This is a genomic window from Nocardiopsis codii (assembly GCF_036327455.1).
Lineage (GTDB): Bacteria > Actinomycetota > Actinomycetes > Streptosporangiales > Streptosporangiaceae > Nocardiopsis > Nocardiopsis codii.
On record NZ_JAUZMY010000036.1, the window covers coordinates 1 to 19,679 of the forward strand.

Below are 19,679 nucleotides of genomic sequence, written 5' to 3' on the forward strand. Positions count from 1 at the left end.
GACGAGCTGCCTGCGGTGGGCGGAGAACGTCAGGACGTGGGCGACGACGCTGCCGAGGACGAAGCTCTCCGGGGGATCGCACAGGGCGTCCACCAGGCGGTCGCCCCAGGCCCCGCGGCGGCCGATGTCGTTGACGGCCGCGATCCACCGGCTCCCGGCGTCCCGGTGCCGCGCCAGGAGCGACTCCGGGTCGTCCGCGCCCTGTCCGGGGAGGTCGGCCGCCTCGATCGAGGCGAGCCACACCTCCTTCGCCCTGACCAGGTGTTCGAGGACGGCCGCGATCGACTCCTCGGGGCCGTCCCAGTCCAGGACGGTCCGCCCGGGGGCGTGCACCTCCCGGTACGCCCCGTCGGGGAGCGACGCGGCGAGGCGCAGCAGGTGGGCGGTGTCGTCGACGTCGTGGTGGATCTGGAGGGCGAGGACGTCCATGCCGGTGTCCTTCTTCGGCTTCTCTTCGATCCACAGGTGGATCGGCGGGTGGAAGTGGATGCCGTTCGGCGCGGGCAGCCAGGTGCCGCTCCCCGGCGTCGTGGCGCCGGGCGGGTGCCCGTACGCGCGCCCGAAGGCGCGGATGAACCCCTCGACGGACTGGTAGCCCGCCCCGAACGCCGCGTCGGTCACGCTGCTGCCCTGGCCGATCTGCCAGGCGGCGCGTTCGAGGAGGACCCGGCGGCGGAGGGCGACCGGGGACTCCCCGGTGTCGCGGGTCATACGGCGGGTGAAGTGGAACGGGGAGGTGAACGCGTGTCCCGCCATGTCGGTGAGGCGGGGGTTCTCCTCGTCCAGGACGGCGTCGAGCAGTTCCCGGAGACGGTCCCGTCCTGAGGTGGACTCGGTCATGTGTCCAGTATGTGCGCGGCGCCTCCGTGTGCGCCTGACCGATCTTGCCCACTCCGGCGCGTGGCGCGGCCGGGTCGGGGCCCACGGCGGGACCGTCGGGTGGGCGGGCCGGGTGCGGCGGAGCGTGGTGCGGGCGTCCCGGCGGATGCGGTAGAGTCTTCTCCGTTGGCGACGCCGGAGACGGCGCTCGCCGAGCGGCCGGGACGTAGCGCAGTTTGGTAGCGCACTTGACTGGGGGTCAAGGGGTCGTGGGTTCAAATCCCGCCGTCCCGACAGCGAAGTAGCAGGTCATTGAGAGGTCCACTTTCGGGTGGGCCTCTTTTTGCGTTCCAGGCGGGGTGGGAGTGGAGGAGAGACGGGGCGTGTGGGCCGTCCGCCCGCGTGGCGGTCGTGGGCGAGGGTTCTCGGGCATGCTCGCGCTCCCTCAGTCGTCGGATCCGGTGGAGCCGCGCTGGTAGGCCGTCGGCCGGTCGGGCCTGGCCAGAAGGCCGCGGGCGACCGTCAGGTTCTGGTCGATCGCGGCCTGCCACCGCCGGGGATCGCGGCGGCGGCGGTCACGCGCCAGTGCGAACCCGGACAGCACCGGGCTCAGCCACGCGTCGGCGATCGGAGCCGGGGGGATGCGCAGGTCCTGGCACATGCTGTCGCCGTGGATCCGGCGGGCGATCGCGTTCAGCGCCGGCCGTGCCAGTACGCGCGGGGCCTTCAACGCCTCGTGCAGCCTCGACGCCGCCGATGCCAGAGTCGCGTCCGCCAGCACGGCGGAGTCCTCCGTGACCGGTCCGGTCACGGTCTGGAACACGGCGTCGAGGCGTGCGGCGGCCTCGTTGCCCGCGATCCCCTCGACCAGACGCGCGTCGATCCCCAGCAGATGGGCGACGTACCACCAGTAGCGGTACAGGTCGGCCAGTTCGCGGTTGCTCAGACCGAACCCCAGAAGTGCCTCGGCCGTGTAGGCGGTCAGGGTGAAGTCCATCCATGTCCGTCCCAGGTCGACCTGGTTGATCGGACAGCCGTCCGCCGAACTGTCGTAGCCGCGGTCCAGCGCGAGTCTGCGCATGTGCGCGTGCAGCATCCGCACCTCCAGGGTCGCCACATAGCCCGGATGCCCGACTCGAAGGCTGCCGGGCAGCATGACCTGCGCGAGCCACGCCCCGGTCTCCTGGATGCGCCGTTGCGCGGAGTCGACCAGCCGCCCCGTCGTCGTCAGCACCTTGGAGATCGACGGCGACTCGTAGACCCGGATCAGGGCGCCCGCGTTGAGCGTGATGATGTGCACGGGCAGCGGCGAGGTGTGGAAGGCCAGGGGACCCCGGTCGAACAGGGAGTCGTCCGCGTAACCGGGCACGCTCTCGACCTGGCGCAGCAGCGCCTCCAGTGCCGGAGGCGGATCGGTGAGGGAGGCCAGGCCCTCACGGATGCCCCTGCTCAGCATGGGTCTGGCCTGCTTCATCCCGATCTGGTGCATTTCGGCGACGACCGCGTCCGCGAGCACGTCGCCGGTGGTCAGCGCCCAGTGCATCAGGTCGGTACGGGCCTGGCCGAACTGGGCCAGGACGGTCGTCCGCCCAGCCCGTTCCGTCGGCCACCGGCTCTGCTCGGTCATGATGTCTCCTCGGAGGACTGGTGTTGACCGTCCGCCGGACCCGGGGATGACTCCCCAGGTTCTGACCCGGGCGGACGGGATGGGACTGCGCTCCCCGGGCCGACGCCGCCCCGGGGGCGCCCCGGCCCGAGCCGGTCAGCTGGAGGCCCCGACTCTCGGTCTCCCCGACGAGCCGTGGGCGCCGCCGCTCTCGGCGATGTCGCTCAGCACCTCGGAGGCGGCGAGCTCGTCGCTCGCGGCGAGACGGTCGAAGCCGTTGACCGCGGGGTGGACGTAGCGGCCCAGGGTCCCGATGAGGATCGCGCCGACGACGAGGACGACCATCAGGACGGGGATGACGGGGTCATAGGACCCCAGCAGGTCGTACCCCAGGCCGAGGAGGAGCGGGCCGGACGCGGTGCCCAGGAGGAACGCGGCCTGGACCACGCCCAGGATGCGCCCGAAGTAGCGTGTGCCCAGGTAGCGGGTGATGAGCAGGGCGAGCAGATCGCCCTCGATGCCGAAGGCGATGCCGATGAAGGCGACCGCGGCCGCGGCGGCGCCGAACGGCGGCTCCAGGAAGAACATGCCCGCGATGGGGGCGACCATCACGATCGGACCGATGACGGACGCGTGCACGCGGTCGAGGAGGACACCGCCGAGCACCCGGCCCACGAGCGAGGCCAGCCCGAAGACCACCAGCAGTGAGGCCGCCTGCTCGTTGGACAGGCCGCGGTCGGTCATCATCGGCACGAGGTGGACCTGGAGGCCGTAGACGACGACCCCGACCAGGCCCAGCCCGAGCGCGATCCCCCAGAACTGGCGGGTGCGGAACGCCTCGCGGACCGTCAGACCGGGGAGTTCGAGGCTGACGTCACGGCCCTCCACCCGGGTCTCCTGGACGAGTCGTCCGCGGACGTGCCGTTCGGCGCGGGCGCGCACGAACAGGGTGACCATCGTGACCGACACGAGGGCCGAGACCAGGGCCATGAAGCCGTACGTCAGCCGCCATCCGACGCTCTCGATGAGCGCTCCGGCCAGCAGCGGGGCCAGGGCCGTGCCCAGGCCGATGATGCCCGTCACCACTCCGACGGCGAGGGCGCGGTTGTTGTCGAACCAGCTCACCACCGCCCTGGTGGCGGGCAAGGCCGTCCCGGCCCCGAAGAACCCCACGAAGAAGCACGGGACGAGGTAGACCCACTCGACCGGCGGTACCAGCCCGATCAGCGCCATCGAGGCCGCGAACAGCACGAACCCCGGCACGAGGATGTAACGCGCGGCGAAGCGGTCCACGAGCTGCGCGACGACGATCAGCCCGATCGCCATCCCGACCGCCGCGACCGAGAACGCCCCGGTGACGACCGTCCGGCCGAAGCCGGTCTCCTCGACGATGGGCAGGACGAACAGGCCGATGGTGGCCAGGTACATCTGGGGGCCGACGGCGTTGGCGGTGCCGCTGCCGACGATCACCCACCAGGGGTTCCTGGGTGTCGACGTGCGTGGGAGGACAGTGCTCATGCGGTCTCCTGCGTGGTCGTGCCAGCGACGGTCAGGCGGTGGGGAAGAAGGTCTTGGTCAGTTCCTCGGAGGCCTGCCAGACGCGCGCGGCTTCCGTGGCGCTGCGCAGAGACGGGTACAGCCGCTGCGCGGCCGGCGGGCCACCCAGGTTCCCCAGCCCGCGGGGGCTGTAGAGCACGCCGCGCTCGGCTTCGCGGCCGGTCGCGGCCATCAGCGCGGGCAGCTTCGCCGTCTCGACGGTGCCCAGCAGGATGCCGCGGGCGGACAGGGCCCGGATCCGACGGATATGCGGGGTGTCCTCGCTGCGGCCGAGTTCGGGACGTGCGGCCAGGAGGCTCGTGGGGGCGACCCCGGGGTGGGAGAGGTTGCTGGTGATGCCCCACCCGTGGGCCTCGCTGCGGCGGTCCAGTTCGAGGCCGAACAGACCGAACGCGATCTTGGACTGGCTGTACGCGCGCATCCCGTCGTAGGAGCGCTCCCAGTTCAGGTCCTCCCAGTTGATGGCGCCGCGGCGCGCGGCGACACTGATCTGCGAGGTCACCCGCGCCCGGCCGGCGCGCAGCAGCGGAAGGACGCTGCCCACCAGGGCGAAGTGGCCGAGGTGGTTGGTGCCGAACTGCAGCTCGAACCCGTCGGCCGTGGTCTGCCGGTTCGGCGGCCTCATCACGCCGGCGTTGTTGACCAGGATGTGGATCGGCAGGCCCTCCTCGCGCAGGGCGTCACCGAGGGCCGCGACCGAGTCGAGGGAGGACAGGTCGAGGCTGCGCAGTGAGACGTTCGCGCCGGGCGCCGCCTGCCGGATGCCGGCGACCGCGTCCTCGCCCTTGCGCGGGTTGCGGACGGGCATGATCACCTCGGCGCCCGCGGCGGCCAGCCGCGCGGCGATCCCCAGGCCCATCCCGTCACTCGCGCCGGTGACGACGGCGCGCTTCCCGGTCAGGTCGGGCACGGTGATGTCGAAGGATCGACGTGTCATTGGTGGTGCTCCTTCATGTCGTGGCTGTGTGCGGGGTCGGCCCCGCGTCGCCGGAGCGACCCGGATCCCTCGGCCCCCGTGGGCGGTTCCGGCGCGGGCGGGCCAGGCAGGGGCCCGGTGGAGGCCATCGAGCCGCGCCGCCCGCGGGGAGCGGGAGTCGGTCGGAGTCCCGGTCGTGCTCCTCCGGCCGCCGCGACTGCGCCACCGGTGTCGCGCGCCGCCCCGTCCGTCGAGCGGCCGACCGCCGTGACCGTGTCCGACGCCGCGTCTCGCGGTGCGATCGCCTTGCCGGGGGCCGCTCCGGCCTTCGGTACCGATCCTCGACGGAGGTCGCTGACCTATCCAGGACCTTCCGATCCGAGGCTCGCCAGGTCGCCTCTGCGCGCCGTACGGGGGGATCGGCGGGGCGTGGCTGCTTCCGTCCGCGGGCGGTAGAAACGAAGCAGCACCCGACAGGCAGAGGAAGAGGCGACGTGATCGATCGCACCGGGCTGGCGGAGTTCCTCCGCAGCCGGCGTCAGGCACTCCAACCGGAGGACGTCGGTCTGCCGCGCGGGCAGCGCCGCAGGACCAGCGGGCTACGGCGCGAGGAAGTCGCCTCGCTGTGCCACATGTCGACCGACTACTACTCCCGTCTGGAGCGGGAGCGCGGTGCCCAGCCGTCGCACCGGATGCTCGCCTCGATCGCCCAGGGGCTGCACATGTCACTCGACGAGCGCGACCACCTGTTCCGCCTCGCCGGTCACCACCCGCCCCCCAGGGCCGCGTCCGGCGACCACATCAGCCCCGGGCTCCTGCGCGTGCTCGACCGCCTGGACGACACACCCGCCGAGATCGTCACCGAGCTCGGCGAGACCCTGCGGCAGTCCCCGATGGGCGTCGCGCTGACCGGGGACACGACGCGTTACACGGGGCCTGCCCGCAGCGCGGGGTACCGGTGGTTCACCGACCCGGCCGCCCGAGAGATCTACGCGCCGGAAGAACACCCGCTCCTGACCCGGATGTACGTCTCGGGACTGCGTGGGCTCGTCACCCTCCGCGGTCCGCGGTCCCGCGCCGCCCACCTGTCCGAACTGCTGCTGGACCGCAGCGAGGAGTTCCGGCGGGTGTGGGGCGACCAGGAGATCGGGATACGCCCCCACGACGTCAAACACTTCGTCCACCCCGAGGTCGGCGGGCTGGAGCTGACCTGCCAGCGGCTGGTCGACCCGGGCCAGGCCCACCTGCTGAGGGTCTACACCGCCATCCCCGGCACCGAGAGCTACGAGAAGCTGCAGATGCTGTCGGTCATCGGACCCCAGACACTCCGCTGAGAGCCGGGGATTCCCACCCTCGGGGCATCCGTGCCCTGGCGGTGGAGGTTTCCGGGGGCGTGGTCCGCCAGGGGCGGGAGAAGTTCCCGATCGGGGCATGGCAGCTCGGAGGACCCCACGGCGGAGGCCGCGGTGGGAGGCCCGCCGGCGTTCTGGGCCCGTGCGACCAGGAACTCGTCGAAGGTCCGGGGCGCGCGGATACTGCCGGTGGAGCCCGTGGCGAGAATCATCTGTTCCTCCGAGGAGCGGCCCTCCGAGGGGGAGGGCGGTGTGGTCGAGCGGCGGTTTCCTGTCGTGTGCCGTGCCCCGCGGTCAGGAAGCCGGGCCCGTAGGACCGGAGCCTGGCGGGGCGGGGGCGGGTCAGCCGTCCGCCCCGAGGAGGGCCTCGCCCAGCGGCGTGCGGGCGTGCAGCATCCTCGTCCCGTCGCGCCGGCTGTGGACCAGTTGGGCGTTGCGCAGGATCGTCAGGTGGTGGGACGCCGTGGACACGGCCGTCGAACACGCGTCGGCGACCTCCGAGGTCGACCGGGGGCCGTCCAGCGACAGGAGGGCACGTGCGCGGCCCGAACCGAGCAGTTCCACCAGGGACGCCTCGACCGCCGACCGTTCCTGCGTCCACGACGCGGAGAGCCCGTGCACGGGGTAGAACAGCGTCGGCTGCGCGGGCGGCTCCGTGAGCACGGCACAGCGCGGCGTGCTCATGACGGAGGGCACGAGCACCACCCCGCTGCCCTCGCAGTCGACCTCCTCGCTGTGCTTGCGCATCTCGATCTCGATGGCGTCGCGGTGCCACGCGACGGACCGGTGCAGGGAGCCGACCATCGCGGCGACCCCGTCCACGGCCACACGGCGCACACGCAGGTCGATGTCGGCGGTGATGAGCCGCCGGACCTGTGTCCAGTGCGGGGCCAGCAGCGACTCCCAGACCGACTCCCAGGCGTCCGCCACCTGGGCGCGGGTCCTCTCCGGATGGTCGAACATGTCGGCGACCACGCGGTACCGGGGGCCGTCCGAGCGTGCGAGCACCTTCGTGAGGTCCGCGCGCACGGACTCGGCCGGAACCCGGCGCAGGCGTTCGACCTCGTCGGCCGGGCTCATGTCCCACGACGGGGTCGAGGTGAGGAAGTCGGGGAAGTAGCCGTCCGGGCCGATCACCGTCCGCAGCACCCCGAACGGCCCGCGCGGCAGAGCCGACCGCACCGAGCGGAGCCAGCCCCACTGGAGGGGATGGCTCGGCGGGTTCTGGAGCACGCGGACCGCGTGGCACAGCTCGTGGCCGGGGGAGATTCCGAACCTGATGGAGGAGATGTCCGTGGCTCCGATCCGGAACCGGACCAGGTTTCGACCCATATCGAAACAGTAGAGGCGCCGGGGGTTGCTCCGCCAGAGTGAAGGCATCGGAACAAGGCCCTCCAGGAGGAACCGTGAAGTTCGCTCTTCTGTACCACTACGACCCGAGCACGGCCGGCCCCGTCGAGGAGGAGGTCGCCGACTGGATGGCCTTCGACGGCCAGGTCCGCGAGGCCGGGCTCCTCGTCGACGAGGCGGGGTTCCACATGCGCGACAAGGCCCTCACGGTCAGTGTCCGCGACGGTGAGAGCACCGTGACCGAGGGTGCGCCGACGTCGGGTCCCATGCTCGCCGGGTACTACCTCCTGGACGTGGCCGACATGGACACCGCACTGGAGTGGGCGGCGAGGATCCCGACCGCCGCGTACGGCTCCGTCGAGGTGCGGCCGGTCGTCGAGTTCGAGTTCGAGGGGTGAGAGTGATGGGTGACGTGACGACACCGGCGGTCGTTCCCGCCGAGGAACTGCTGGTCGGGGACTCCCGAACCCTGCGGTTCGAGGGGTACCGGCACGGTTCGGGCATCTCCTTCTTCCTGGTGGACAACGACCCCGGCCAGGGGCCCGGTCTGCACCGGCACCCGTACACGGAGACGTGGACGGTCCTGGAGGGGGAGGCGACCATCACGATGGGGGACGAGCGGATCGTCGCCAGGACGGGCGACACCGCCGTCGTCCAGCCCCACGTGTGGCACGGGTTCAGGAACACCGGCACCGGGCGGCTGCGCCTGATGTGCGTGCACGCCTCGGACACGATGATCCAGGAGTGGCGGGACTGAACCGCCTCCTCCACAGGCCCGGCGGCGGCGCGCGTGGCACCGCGCCGCCGCACCCCGGTCCGGCGGGGGGACAGCCCTGTGCGCGCTGTCGACGGGGCTCACACGCATGCCGCTCGTCGCACCGATGACAGCCAGGGGGCGGGTGCCGAGATCATCCCCGCCGAAGCGGGGTCCACCGCTCAGTGACCCGCCCCGACCGCCGTCCCGGATTCGGCTGAGAGCTGGATGTGCTCGGCCATGACGCGTTCGGCGGTGGCGCCGTCGCCCTCCGCCAGGGCCTGGAGGAGCCGGCTGTGCGCCTCCAGGTACACGCGCACCTTGGCGGGGTCCTTCCAGCGCGACACCAGTTCCGGGATGGGGTTGTTCCTGCGGATCGCCTGCACGTGTCCGCTGAGGAAGGCGGGGCCGCCGATGTCGGCGACCAGCTGGTGGAAGACGCGGCTGTCCTCGGCCAGGGCCTGGGCGTCCTGGTCCTGGTTCCGGTCCAGGGCGAGCATCCGCTCGTGGACGGCGGTGAGCTCCGCGAGTTGGTCCCGGGTGATGCGCTGGGCGGCCAGCCGGGCGGTCAGGCCCTCCACCACCGCGCGCAGCATGCGCAGCTCCACGGCCGCCTCCGCGCCGAGCCCGGAGACGGTGGCGCCACGGTGTGTCCGGTAGGTGATCAGGCCGTCGCTCTCCAGGCGGCGCAGCGCCTCGCGCACCGGGGTGATCGACACTCCGAGCCTGGTGGCGAGTTCCTCCTGGTTGATGGAGCCGCCCGGCGGGTGCACGCCGTTGACGATCTCCTGGCGCAGGGTCTCGTGCACGTACTCGGCCTTGCTGCGGGGAGGCCCCCCGGTGGGGAGGGGCCCTCCCTGGTTTCCGTTACCGGGGACGGACACGAACGGACCTCCGATTCACCACAGGGTTGACGGGCTCAAGCTTAGGCCGTCCTCTCGTGCTCCGGCCCGATCCGGGAACTCGGCGGGACGCTCCCGGCACGCGTCGGGCGACCGGGAGAGCCCGGTTCGCGGCGCTCGCCCCGGCACGGGTGGGGCCTACCGGTCATCACGGCAGGCCGCCGCGCCATCGGGGAAGCGGACGAGGCGCGGCGCGTCGCCGTCGGCGATGCGTGGAAACGCAGGTCACGACGGTGCGACTGCCCGCGTGCTTCCCCGGGGCGTCGCGGTGTCGGGCCAGGTTGTGCCGATGTAACCCTTGTGCATTTTCATATATCTTATAAGTTGCAATCTATGAGATCCCTCGGAAACCTGCGCGTCGTCGACGCGGCCACGCTGTTCGCCGGTCCGATGGCGGCCACGTACCTGGCCGACTTCGGTGCCGACGTCATCAAGATCGAGCACCCCCTCAGGGGAGATCCCGCACGAGGCCACGGCCCCACCAAGGACGGCATCGGCCTGTGGTGGAAGATGCTGGCCCGCAACAAGCGCACGATGACCCTGGACCTGTCCCGGCCGCAGGGCCAGGAGGTCGCGCTGAAGATGCTGGCCGAGACCGACGTGCTCGTCGAGAACTTCCGTCCCGGCACGCTCGAACGGTGGAACCTCTCCCCGGAGCGCCTGCTCGAGGAGAACCCGCGCCTGATCATCGCCCGCGTCACCGGGTTCGGGCAGAAGGGGCCGATGGCCCACCGCCCGGGCTTCGGGACCCTGGCCGAGGCGATGAGCGGATTCGCCGCCATGACCGGCGAACCGGAGGGGCCGCCCACGCTCCCCCCGCTGGCCCTGGCCGACGGGATCGCGGCACTGGCGGTCGCCTACGCGATCATGGTGGCCGTCCACTCCCGGGAGCAGACCGGGCGCGGCCAGATTATCGACCTGGCGATCATCGAACCGATCCTCACGGTGCTGGGCCCCCAGGTCACCGCCTTCCACGCGACCGGCGCCGTGCCCCAGCGGACCGGGAACAGGTCCTCCAGCAACGCTCCCCGCAACACCTACCGCACCCGCGACGGCCGCTGGCTCGCCATCTCGACCAGCGCGCAGTCGATCGCCGAGCGCGTGATGCGCCTGGTCGGCCGCGAGGACCTGGTGGACGAGCCCTGGTTCGCCTCCGGGCGGACCCGGTTCGAGCACGCGGACGAACTCGACGAGGCCGTGGGCACGTGGATCGCCGCCCGCGACGCCGACGAGGTCGTCGCGGAGTTCGAGAAGGCCCAGGCGGCGATCGCCCCCATCTACGACGTGCGCGACATCGCCACCGACCCCCAGTACGAGGCGCTGGGCACGGTCGTGCACCTTCCGGACGAGGAACTCGGGTCGGTGGCGGTGCACAACGTGCCGTTCCGCATGTCGGACACCCCGGGGGAGATCCGGTGGGCGGGGCGGAGCAAGGGCCACGACAACGACGAGGTCCTGGAGTCGCTGGGCTACGGGGCGGACGACCGGGCGACCCTGCGTGACGCGGGGGTGATCTGATGGAGAGCGTGCAGGCGCCCGTGGTGGCCTCGCTCTACGTTCCGGGCGACCGCCCGGAACGATTCTCCAAGGCGGTGGAGAGCGGCGCGGACGCCGTCATCCTGGACCTGGAGGACGCGGTCCTCCCGGACGCCAAGGACGCCGCTCGGGATCACGTGCTCGAGTTCCTGCACCGGTCGACGCCCACCGGGCCCCGGGGGCCGCGGGTGTACGTGCGGGTCAACGCGCCGCACAGCCCCCATGGTGCGCGGGACCTGGAGGCGCTCGCGGGGACGCGACCGGACGGTGTGCGGGTGCCCAAGGTGGAGACCCCCGCCGATGTGGACCGTGTGGTCGAGCGGTTGGGCGGCGTCCCCGTGGACTGCCTCCTGGAATCCGCGGCCGGCGTGCAGAACGCTCCCGAGCTGGCAGCCCACCCCGCGGTGCGGTCGCTCGCCCTCGGCGAGGCGGATCTGACCGCCGAGCTGCGTATCAGCGGGGACACCGCCTTCTCGTGGTTGCGGATGCGGATCGTCGTCGCCTCGGCGGCGGCCGGGCTGCAACCGCCGGGCATGGCGGCCTACATCGACATCGCCGACAGCGACGGGCTCCACGCCTCGTGCGTGCAGGGGCGGTCCCTGGGCATGTTCGGCCGGTCGGCGATCCATCCCCGCCAGGTCCCGGTCATCCGCCGGGCGTTCACCCCCTCCGGCGAGGAGGTCGTGCGAGCCCGGGAGATCGCGGAGGCCGCCGCGGCGGCGGGGGAGGGGGCCGCCCGGGGAGGCGGAGCGATCGCCCTGGCCGACGGAAGGTTCGTCGACGCGCCCGTGGTGGTCTCCGCCCTGCGCACCCTCGCCCTGGCCGAGAGCCTGGGGGAGCGGGAGAGCGTCTGATCGCCGCCGGGCGCGGTGTCCGGCGGGGGAGGGGGCGGTGAACCGTCCCCCGGCCCCGCACGGGGGCGCCGCGTCCGGCCGGGGCGTGCGGCGCCCTTGAAGCACACCAGAACGACGACGCCCGTGGGGCCGGGCGTTCCTCTGGCGTGCCTGCGGTGCGGCGCGATCGGTCCGAGTGCTGGTCAGGACGGGGTCCGGAGCCTCTTGACGTTCTCGGTAACGTGAGTCACACTTCATCAAGCGCACAAGAGCTTCACTCTTTGAAATTTGTTTTCATTCGAGTGAGTGCCGTCGGCGGTCGAGTCGCAAGCCGAAAGACCCGGCCGATCCCGCCGAATCCGTTCCAGCGGTCGCGCCCGAGGACCTCCGCCCCGGGGCGCCGCGCATCCCATTTCTGAGCACGGGAGGACCCCATGCCCTCTGCACTCCTGGCCTTGGCCGCGTTCATCGCGGTCATCATCGTGTGGAGCGCCGTCTTCAAAAGGAACATGGGCGAGGCGATGCTCCTCGGCTTCCTCGCGACCTGTCTGTTCGCCGGCGGCGACTTCTTCAACGCCCTGGTGTCGGGGTTGGTCAAGACCACTGAGAACGAGGTCATCTACGCCGCGCTCGCCTTCGTGTTCATGGCGTACATGATCGACCGGACCGGGATCATCAAGAGGATCCTGGACATCCTCAACGCGGCACTGGGCCGGCTGCGCGGCGGGCCGGCGTTCGTGGACATCATCGCCTCGGGCGTGATGGGGGCGCTGTCGGGCTCCAACTCCGGCAACGTCGCCTCCACGGGGTCGGTCACCGGTCCCTGGATGGTCCGCAACGGCTTCAGCCGGGCCAGGGCGGCCACGATTCTCGCCGGCAACGGGGGGATGGGCGCGGCGCTGCCCCCGAGCTCGTCCATGGTCATCATGCTCGGCTTCGCCGGCACCGCCGTCTCGACCGGCAGCGTCTACCTCGCCCTGCTTGTCAGCGGGCTCTACCAGATCCTGCACAGGCTCGTCGTCGCGGCCGTGTTCGTGCGGGTCGACCGGGTCAGGGCCATCGGGGACGAGGCGCGCCAGCCGCTCGGCCTGGTGTGGCGTGCCGGATGGACCTCGACGCTGATCTACCTCGGCGCCCTCATCCCCATCGTGGTGACCACCGGGCCGCTCTCGGCATGGCTGTCCGAGGACGGGCGCCTCGGCGACGCGCTCGGCGACATCTCGCTCATCACGTGGATCCCGATCCTGATCATCCTCATCGCGGCCGTCGTCGGACGGCGTGAGCTGCCGCGCGGAGGCCGGCAGTGGTACGAGTTCGTCCTGGGGGCGATGCCGCGGCTCGGCACCATCGGCGCCCTCCTCATCTTCGCGATGGCGGCGAGCGGCGTCCTCTCCGACCTCGGGCTCGCGGACGACGTGGAGCAGGTGCTCGCCTACTTCAACGCCGGGCCCTTCCTCATGGTCGCCCTGACGGTCGTCCTCATCACCGTCGTCGCGATCCCGCTGACCTCGACGGCCGCGCTCACCGCGGTGGGCCAGATCTCCTTCCTCAGCCTGGTCGCGGTCGGCGTGGACCCGGTGCTGGCCGTCACCGTCCCCCTGATCGCCGCCTCCACCGAGGGGTCGTCGCCTCCCTCCGCGCCGATCTTCATCGCCTCGGGAATCGTGGGCGTCAAGGCGGAGAAGACCTTCCTGCCGCTGATCGCCTTCTACCTGGTGCCCATCGTCCTGCTGGCGTGTCTCGTCGGCTGGGGAGTCCTCCCCGTGTTCGTTGTCTGAGTCCTCTCCCTAGGGCGGACCTCCCCGGCCGCCGTGACAGAAAGGAGCGTCGATGTCCGAGCCCCGCCCGACCCTGCGCGCACGCGCGCTGAAGGTCACCCAGTTCCTGTTCGTCCTGACGTTCGGATTGTTCTTCCTGGTAGCGAGCGCCCTCGTGCTCGGGCAGCTGCTCGGCACCGTGCTGGTCCAGCCCGCCCTGGTCAGCGCGGCGTCGCACTACCTCCTCGTTCCCGCGGTGAGCCTGGCCTCGACCTTCGGCGTCATCGCGTTCCTGGGGTCCTACCTGCGTGAGGGCGGATCGGGGGAGCAGAGTTCCTGACCCTCCTCCTCACCGCTGTCCGGCACGGGAGTGCGGACGGCGAGCCCTCCGGCGCACCGGCCGTGACAGGGGCACCCGATCACGGGTCCGCCCCTGGCGCGGCCGGTGCGTCCGTTTTCGGTGCGCAGGCCACAGGTGTGCCCCGACGTGCGACTACAGACCTCGGACACGGATTTTTCATCTATTGACAACTCACTTCATTAGATGAAAGATAATCTCGAAGGATGCAACATCACCGACTGTCGAGGAGCCCCATGACGATCCGGAACACACCTCTCCCCGAGGACCTGTACCGCCGGCTCTCCGACCTGCCCGCGCCCAACGTCGGCGACGTCCTCGACCGCCTCTACGTGCTCGAGGCGGCCGTCTCCGCCGTGTGGAAGGGCGCCAGGGTGGTGGGTCCGGCCTTCACGGTCATGACCGCCGGAGGCGACAACAAGTACATCCACGAGGCCATCGACACGGCCCAGCCCGGTGACGTGCTCGTCATCGACGGCCAGGCCGCGACCCACCGGGCACTGCTCGGCGACCTCATGGCCCGGCGCGCACAGGCCAGGGGGCTGGCCGGGTTCGTGGTGGACGGCGCCATCCGCGACGCCGCCGACCTCGAGGAGCTCGCCTTCCCCACCTGGGCCAGGGCGGTCACACCCGCGGGCCCCTACCGCAACGGACCCGGCCACCTCCAGGTGCCGGTCTCCGTCGGCAGGGTCGTGGTCAACCCCGGGGACGTCATCGTCGGGGACGACGACGGCGTCGCCGTCATCCAGAGGCACCGGCTGGAGGAGATCGTCGCCGCCGCGGAGGAGAAGGCCGCGAGCGAAGCACGGGCCCGCTCGCAGATCGCCGCGCTGTAGCATTTGCGAGACATTCAGGGGCGATGACTGAGGAGTTCCGCGGTGGCCGACGAGTCTTCAGGACAGCCGACCGTACGCAGCGTCGAGCGCGCTTTCGACGTCCTGGAAGCCCTGGAACGCAGCGACGCACCACTGCGCTTGGTCGACCTCTGCCGCCAGGTGGACCTGCACCCGGCGACAGTGCTCCGCTCGCTGGCCGTACTCCAACGGCGGGGCATCGTCGTGGCGGAGAACCAGACCTACCGGCTGGGTGTGGGGGTCCTGCGCCTGGCCCACGGGTTCCTCGTCAACGACCAGCTCAGCCAGCAGGCCCGTCCCATCATGCAGCGGCTGACCGCCGTCACCGGCCTCACGTCCTCCCTGTACGTGCGCAGCAGCTTCGAACGGGTCCTCTCCGTACGCGTGGACGGCAACCCCCAGCTCCACTACCAGGTCCCCATCGGCAGCTGGCTGCCCCTGTACATCGGCTCGGGCAAGGCCATCACGGCCCACCTGCCCGAGGACGAGCAGGAGGCCGTCATCGCGATGTCGGAGGGGTACGTGATGGCCTCCGGCAAGCCCATCGACGCCGAACACCTGCGCCAGGACCTGGACCGGATCCGGAAGGAGGGGTACAGCCTCACCACGGGCGAGCGCAACGTGGCCGTCGCGGCGGCGGGAGCCGTCGTCACCAACCCCGCCGGCGACGTCCTGGGAGTGCTCTCCGTCTCCGGTCCCTCCGAACACACCTCGGATGAACGCCTCCAGCAGTCCGTCCCCGAACTGCAGCGAGCAGCCCACGCACTGAGCGGGCGCCACCCCTACTCGTGACACCTGCGGTCCTTTCCCACCCGGTGTCGCGAGACCGTCGCCCGTGAATCGACGACGGTCGGAGACGCCGGGCCGCACACCCCTGTGCCGGTCCCCTCGGCCGTCGTGTCCTCCAACTCACCGGAAGGTCGACATGCGCATCACCGTCATCGGACTGGGTGAGGCCGGGAGCATCTACGCCTCCGCCCTCACCGACCAGGGCCACACCGTCACCGGATACGACCCGGGACCGGCCCCCACCCCGCAAGGGATCGAACGAGCAGGTTCCGCGACCGCCGCCGTGGAAGGCGCGGAACTGGTCCTCGTGCTCACCTCCGCGAGCGTCGGCCCCGCCGTCGCCGAGAGCGTGCTCGACTCGTTGGGAGAGGGGATCGTCTACGCCGACTGCACCTCCGCGACCCCCGAGGCCATGCGGACCATGGGCGCCACGGTCGAGGAGACCGGGGCCCGGTTCGCCGACGTCGCGATTCTCGGCCCGATGAACATCGGCGGCGCGACCACCGACCTCATCGCGAGCGGAGCGGGAGCGGCGCTGGTCGAACGCGTCTGCGGCCCCCTCGGAGCCCACGTCGAGGTACTGGCCGGTGCGCCCGGAGAGGCCACCGCGCGCAAGCTCCTGCGCAGCACCCTGATGAAACCGCTCGCCTCGGTCGTGTGCGAAGCGGTCGTGGCGGGCCGGGCCGCCGGGGTCGAGGCCTGGGTACGGGAGCAGGTCGCGGCCCAGCTCACCGGCGGCGAGGAGCTGGTGGACCGGTTCCTGAACGGAACGGTCAAGCACGCGGCGCGACGCGCGCAGGAGGTGAACTCCACGGCCGCCTACCTCGACTCGCTCGGAGTCCCCAACGAAATGGCCAAGGCGTCCGAGCAGACCCTGCGCAGGCTCGAGGCCAACGGCCGTCAGGGCTGAGCCCTCCTCCGTCTCCGCCCGCGGCACCATCCCCGCGAGCGACGGGTCCTTGACGGTGCCCGCGATCGGGTCCGTGGGGCCGGTCCTCCCGGGGGGCGAAGTGCACGCGCGGGCGGGGACGCGCCGCGGGCCCTGCCGCTGACATGCGGCAGGGCCCGAGGAGAGGCCGGGAGCGCGGTGACCGCGCCACCGCCGGCAGTCCCGCGCGGTGGTGCGCCCGAAGAGCGGGTCCTCCGGGGCTCCGCCCTCGGAGGCGGCGCGGGGGTGCCGTACCGGCCCGTGCGGGGCCCTCCCGGCCCCTGCCCCGGGCCGCCTCCATCCGGGCACCGCCGGGGTCGCGCACACCGAAGTGCGTACGGGTGCCCCGGCATGAACCCCCGCCCGCCGGTGTTGCCCCGGGAGAGCGGACGACGGAGGGGCGGCGATGACAGGCGGGAAGACACACGGCGCGAACGTCACACCCGGCGCGGGACCGGGGAGAGCCGGGTCGGTGGACGGCGCCCCCGACGGCGCCGGTCCCGATCCCGGAGGGCTCGGCGGATCCGGGCCGGCTCCGGTGCTGCCGGGCTCCGCCGACGTGGTCGTCGTGGGTGCGGGCCAGGCCGGACTGTCGGTGGCCTGGCACCTGAGGCGCCTCGGACTCGCCCCGGGTTCGGACCTGGTCGTCGTGGACCGGGGGCCGGGAGCCGGCGGCGCCTGGCAGCACCGGTGGGAGTCGCTGCGACTGGACACGGCACACAAGGTCGACGACCTGCCCGGCATGAAGGAGCTCGGTCTGAGCTTCGCCACCGCCGACCGGTCGAGGGCGGCCAGGGAGGTCGTGGCCGACTACTACGGGCGCTACGAGCAGGCGTTCTCGCTGGACGTGCGCAGGCCGGTCGAGGTCACCGGCGTACAGGAGAGCGGTGACGGCGGGTTCACCGTCGCGACCGACCGGGGCGACATCGGCACGCGGGTCCTCGTCAACGCCGGCGGGACCTGGGCCCGTCCGTTCCGGCCCTACTTCGCGGGCGCGGCAGGGTTCCGGGGCCTCCAGGTCTCCACACCGGACTACCGCTCTGCCGAGGACTTCCGGGGGCTGCGGGTCCTCGTCGTGGGCGGCGGCACCTCCGCGGTCGGGTTCCTGCGCGAACTCGAGGACGTGGCGGCGGCCACCGTCTGGGCCACCCGTCGGCCCGTGGAGTTCACCGACGACCCGGGCGCCGGCGTCACGGCCGTGCGCAGGGCGGACGAGGCGGCCAGGGCCGGTCGGCCGCTCCCGAGCATCGTCAGCGGCACCGGTCTGCCCGCCACCCCGGAGAACCTCGCGGCGGAGGCCCGGGGGCTCCTCGTGGCCCGGCCGATGTTCTCCTCGATCGAACCCGACGGCGTCCGCTGGGCCGACGGCTCCTTCGCCCCCGTGGACGCCATCATCTGGGCCACCGGGTTCCGGGCCGAGCTCACCCACCTGGCCCCGCTGCGCCTGCGCGAGCCCGGCGGCCGGGTCCGCGTCGAAGAGGGCAGGTCGCTGCGCCACCCCCGCCTGTTCCTCGCGGGGTTCGGCCCCCAGGCGAGCACCATCGGGGCCAACCGTGCCGGGCGCACCGTGGCCCGGCAGGTGGTCGCCGCCCTCCGGGCCCCCGTGGCGGATCCGGCGCCCGTGGGTTAGACAGGGTCACGTACGGGAGCGGGCGTACCGGTTCCGCGACGCCGGACGGCGGTCGCGGGATACGGCCGGGCCCGCTGTCCACGACCGTGGAGGACCACGGGCCGCGCGGCGGCCGTGCGAGAGCTTCCGGGGGCACCCGGGGAGGGGGACCGCGTGGGGACGACCAGGCTGGGACGCTCGCGGGTGGAGGTCGGCGCGCTCGGGTTCGGCGCCGTGGGGATCGGCAACGGCATGGACCGGGCGGTGTCGGACGAGGTCGCCCACGGCGCTGTGCGAGCGGCGTGGGACGCGGGTGTGCGGTACTTCGACACCGCCCCGCACTACGGCCTGGGCCTGTCCGAGCGAAGGCTGGGCCGTGCCCTGGCCGAGCTGCCCCGGGGCGGGTACACGGTGTCTACCAAGGTCGGCAGGCTGTTGGAGCCCACCCCGCACCGGAGCGGGGAACGTGACGACCAGGGGTTCGACGTGCCCGCCGCGTACACCCGCCGTTGGGACTTCAGCGCGGACGGGGTGCGGCGGTCACTGGAGGGGAGCCTGGACCGGCTCGGGCTGGACCGTGTCGACCTGGTCCTCCTCCACGACCCCGACGACCACTGGGAACAGGCCGTGGACGAGGCCTACCCGGCACTGCACGAACTGCGTTCCCAGGGGGTGGTCGGGGCGATCGGGGCGGGCATGAACCAGGCCCGCATGCTGGAGCGCTTCGCGACCGAGACCGACGTGGACGCGGTGCTGCTCGCGGGGCGGTACACGCTGCTGGACCCGTCGGCGGCGGACACGATGCTTCCGGCCTGCCTGCGCGCGGGGGTGTCGGTGATCGCGGCCGGGGTGTTCAACAGCGGGGTCCTCGCCACGGACGAACCCGTCGAGGGCGCGACCTACGACTACACGGAGGCGTCGGCGGAGGTGCGCTCCCGGGCGGCCCGGATCGCCGTGGTCGCCCGCAGCCACGGGGTGGCCCTGCCGGGCGCGGCAATGGCGTTCGCGGCCCGGCATCCGGCGGTGGCCACCGTTCTGGTGGGTGCGAGGTCGGCGGAGCAGGCGGCGCGCAACGCCGACCTGTTCGCGCGCCCGGTTCCGGACGCGCTCTGGTCGGACCTGGTCGGCGAGGGGTTGCTCAGGCAGGAGGACCTGGGCTGACACGGTGACACGGTGCCTCGTGAGTCCTCGGTGGCTCAGGCGAGGGGGCCCAGCAGGGCACTCTTGTCCAGCCCCTCGTCGGTGAAGCCGTCGAGGACGTCGATGATCTTCTTCTCCTCGTACCGGAAATGGGTCTCCATGACGGCCTCGATGCCGTTGAGGTGACGCAGCTGCTCCTCGGCGCCCTTCCCGGAGTCCACGGCCTTCTCAAGCCCGGCGATGAGGTGCTCGATCATGCTGTGGTCCTGCTTGAGCTGCGCGATGACGGGTGCGAGGTCGGGTCGGCGCTCCAGAATGAGGGGGAAGAGGGCGGAGTCCTCACTCGTGTGGTGGCCGTTCAGCGCGGTGCAGAAACCGAGGCAGAAGAGACGGAGGTCGCGGGAGACGGTCTCGGCCCGCCCGCCGTCGACGACGGCCTCACGGGCCACCTCCAGGGCGTCGCGCAGGCGCTGGTGGACGGCCCGGAGTTCCCGCCCCCACGCGTGGACTCTCTGCTCGGTCAACGCATCACTCCAGGTGCTCGGTGGGACGGGTGCGCACGGATGGTCGTGCGGTGGGTGCGGTGGAGATCGGCGGGGCGCCGGTGCGCGAAACCGCC

The 19,679-nt window shown here is 72.1% G+C and carries 19 protein-coding genes and 1 tRNA gene; 13 read left to right on the forward strand and 7 right to left on the reverse strand.

What is annotated here, in order from left to right; all coding sequences use genetic code 11:
* Positions 1–840, reverse strand: an 840-nt coding sequence (locus Q8791_RS26775) for a helix-turn-helix domain-containing protein (protein WP_330094592.1), incomplete at its 3' end; no start/stop codon positions are given.
* Positions 841–1,039: 199 nt separating this feature from the next.
* Here Q8791_RS26775 and Q8791_RS26780 point away from each other — a divergent pair.
* Positions 1,040–1,113: transfer RNA gene (locus Q8791_RS26780), tRNA-Pro, on the forward strand.
* A gap of 151 nt (positions 1,114–1,264) precedes the next feature.
* Here the strand turns inward: Q8791_RS26780 and Q8791_RS26785 are convergent.
* The 3 genes from Q8791_RS26785 to Q8791_RS26795 all read right to left on the reverse strand — a co-directional run bounded on the left by Q8791_RS26785 (position 1,265) and on the right by Q8791_RS26795 (position 4,919).
* A complete protein-coding gene (locus Q8791_RS26785) occupies positions 1,265–2,446 on the reverse strand; it encodes an oxygenase MpaB family protein (protein ID WP_330094593.1) in 1,182 nt (393 codons plus the stop codon).
* A 135-nt stretch (positions 2,447–2,581) separates the two neighbouring features.
* Positions 2,582–3,943, reverse strand: coding sequence for an MFS transporter (locus tag Q8791_RS26790; protein ID WP_330094594.1), 1,362 nt, complete (start codon positions 3,941–3,943; stop codon positions 2,582–2,584).
* Between the two features lie 31 nt (positions 3,944–3,974).
* Entirely contained in the window at positions 3,975–4,919 is a 945-nt protein-coding gene (locus Q8791_RS26795; protein WP_330094595.1) for an SDR family oxidoreductase, read from the reverse strand.
* Positions 4,920–5,392: 473 nt separating this feature from the next.
* Here Q8791_RS26795 and Q8791_RS26800 point away from each other — a divergent pair, with 473 nt between their 5' ends.
* Positions 5,393–6,232, forward strand: a complete 840-nt coding sequence (locus Q8791_RS26800; protein ID WP_330094596.1) for a helix-turn-helix transcriptional regulator — start codon at positions 5,393–5,395, stop codon at positions 6,230–6,232.
* A gap of 360 nt (positions 6,233–6,592) precedes the next feature.
* Here Q8791_RS26800 and Q8791_RS26805 read toward each other — a convergent pair whose 3' ends face one another.
* The gene (locus Q8791_RS26805; RefSeq protein WP_330094597.1) at positions 6,593–7,582 is read right to left on the reverse strand and encodes an ArsR/SmtB family transcription factor; all 990 of its coding nucleotides are present in this window, start codon (positions 7,580–7,582) and stop codon (positions 6,593–6,595) included.
* A gap of 74 nt (positions 7,583–7,656) precedes the next feature.
* On the opposite strand from Q8791_RS26805, the gene Q8791_RS26810 reads away from it, so the two are divergent.
* Together Q8791_RS26810 and Q8791_RS26815 are read left to right on the forward strand one after the other, a co-directional pair.
* A complete protein-coding gene (locus Q8791_RS26810; RefSeq protein ID WP_330094598.1) occupies positions 7,657–7,998 on the forward strand; it encodes a YciI family protein in 342 nt (113 codons plus the stop codon).
* Positions 7,999–8,003: 5 nt separating this feature from the next.
* The gene (locus tag Q8791_RS26815; protein ID WP_330094599.1) at positions 8,004–8,357 is read left to right on the forward strand and encodes a cupin domain-containing protein; all 354 of its coding nucleotides are present in this window, start codon (positions 8,004–8,006) and stop codon (positions 8,355–8,357) included.
* A 179-nt stretch (positions 8,358–8,536) separates the two neighbouring features.
* Here Q8791_RS26815 and Q8791_RS26820 read toward each other — a convergent pair whose 3' ends face one another.
* On the reverse strand, positions 8,537–9,238 hold the full coding sequence (locus Q8791_RS26820) for a GntR family transcriptional regulator (protein WP_330094600.1): 702 nt from the start codon (positions 9,236–9,238) through the stop codon (positions 8,537–8,539).
* Between the two features lie 351 nt (positions 9,239–9,589).
* Here Q8791_RS26820 and Q8791_RS26825 point away from each other — a divergent pair, with 351 nt between their 5' ends.
* From Q8791_RS26825 to Q8791_RS26865, 9 genes are all read left to right on the forward strand, one after another.
* On the forward strand, positions 9,590–10,774 hold the full coding sequence (locus tag Q8791_RS26825; protein WP_330094601.1) for a CaiB/BaiF CoA transferase family protein: 1,185 nt from the start codon (positions 9,590–9,592) through the stop codon (positions 10,772–10,774).
* Positions 10,774–11,646, forward strand: coding sequence for an HpcH/HpaI aldolase/citrate lyase family protein (locus Q8791_RS26830; RefSeq protein WP_330094602.1), 873 nt, complete (start codon positions 10,774–10,776; stop codon positions 11,644–11,646). Before Q8791_RS26825 ends, Q8791_RS26830 begins: the two co-directional genes overlap by 1 nt.
* Positions 11,647–12,059: 413 nt before the next feature.
* Positions 12,060–13,403 (forward strand): TRAP transporter large permease subunit, encoded by a 1,344-nt coding sequence (locus Q8791_RS26835; RefSeq protein WP_330094603.1) that lies wholly within the window; start codon positions 12,060–12,062, stop codon positions 13,401–13,403.
* A gap of 52 nt (positions 13,404–13,455) precedes the next feature.
* Positions 13,456–13,722 carry a hypothetical protein gene (locus Q8791_RS26840; RefSeq protein WP_330094604.1) on the forward strand — a complete coding sequence of 89 codons (267 nt, stop codon included), beginning with the start codon at positions 13,456–13,458 and terminating at the stop codon, positions 13,720–13,722.
* 254 nt (positions 13,723–13,976) lie between these two features.
* Positions 13,977–14,576, forward strand: a complete 600-nt coding sequence (locus Q8791_RS26845) for an RraA family protein (RefSeq protein ID WP_330094605.1) — start codon at positions 13,977–13,979, stop codon at positions 14,574–14,576.
* Positions 14,577–14,618: 42 nt separating this feature from the next.
* Entirely contained in the window at positions 14,619–15,386 is a 768-nt protein-coding gene (locus Q8791_RS26850; protein ID WP_330094606.1) for an IclR family transcriptional regulator, read from the forward strand.
* 133 nt (positions 15,387–15,519) lie between these two features.
* Positions 15,520–16,293 carry a DUF1932 domain-containing protein gene (locus Q8791_RS26855; RefSeq protein WP_330094607.1) on the forward strand — a complete coding sequence of 258 codons (774 nt, stop codon included), beginning with the start codon at positions 15,520–15,522 and terminating at the stop codon, positions 16,291–16,293.
* Positions 16,294–16,717: 424 nt separating this feature from the next.
* The gene (locus Q8791_RS26860) at positions 16,718–17,941 is read left to right on the forward strand and encodes an FAD-dependent oxidoreductase (RefSeq protein ID WP_330094608.1); all 1,224 of its coding nucleotides are present in this window, start codon (positions 16,718–16,720) and stop codon (positions 17,939–17,941) included.
* A 153-nt stretch (positions 17,942–18,094) separates the two neighbouring features.
* Positions 18,095–19,081 (forward strand): aldo/keto reductase, encoded by a 987-nt coding sequence (locus Q8791_RS26865; protein WP_330094609.1) that lies wholly within the window; start codon positions 18,095–18,097, stop codon positions 19,079–19,081.
* Positions 19,082–19,116: 35 nt separating this feature from the next.
* Here the strand turns inward: Q8791_RS26865 and Q8791_RS26870 are convergent, their stop codons facing one another.
* Positions 19,117–19,584 carry a hemerythrin domain-containing protein gene (locus Q8791_RS26870; RefSeq protein WP_330094610.1) on the reverse strand — a complete coding sequence of 156 codons (468 nt, stop codon included), beginning with the start codon at positions 19,582–19,584 and terminating at the stop codon, positions 19,117–19,119.
* Between the last annotated feature and the right edge of the window lie 95 nt (positions 19,585–19,679).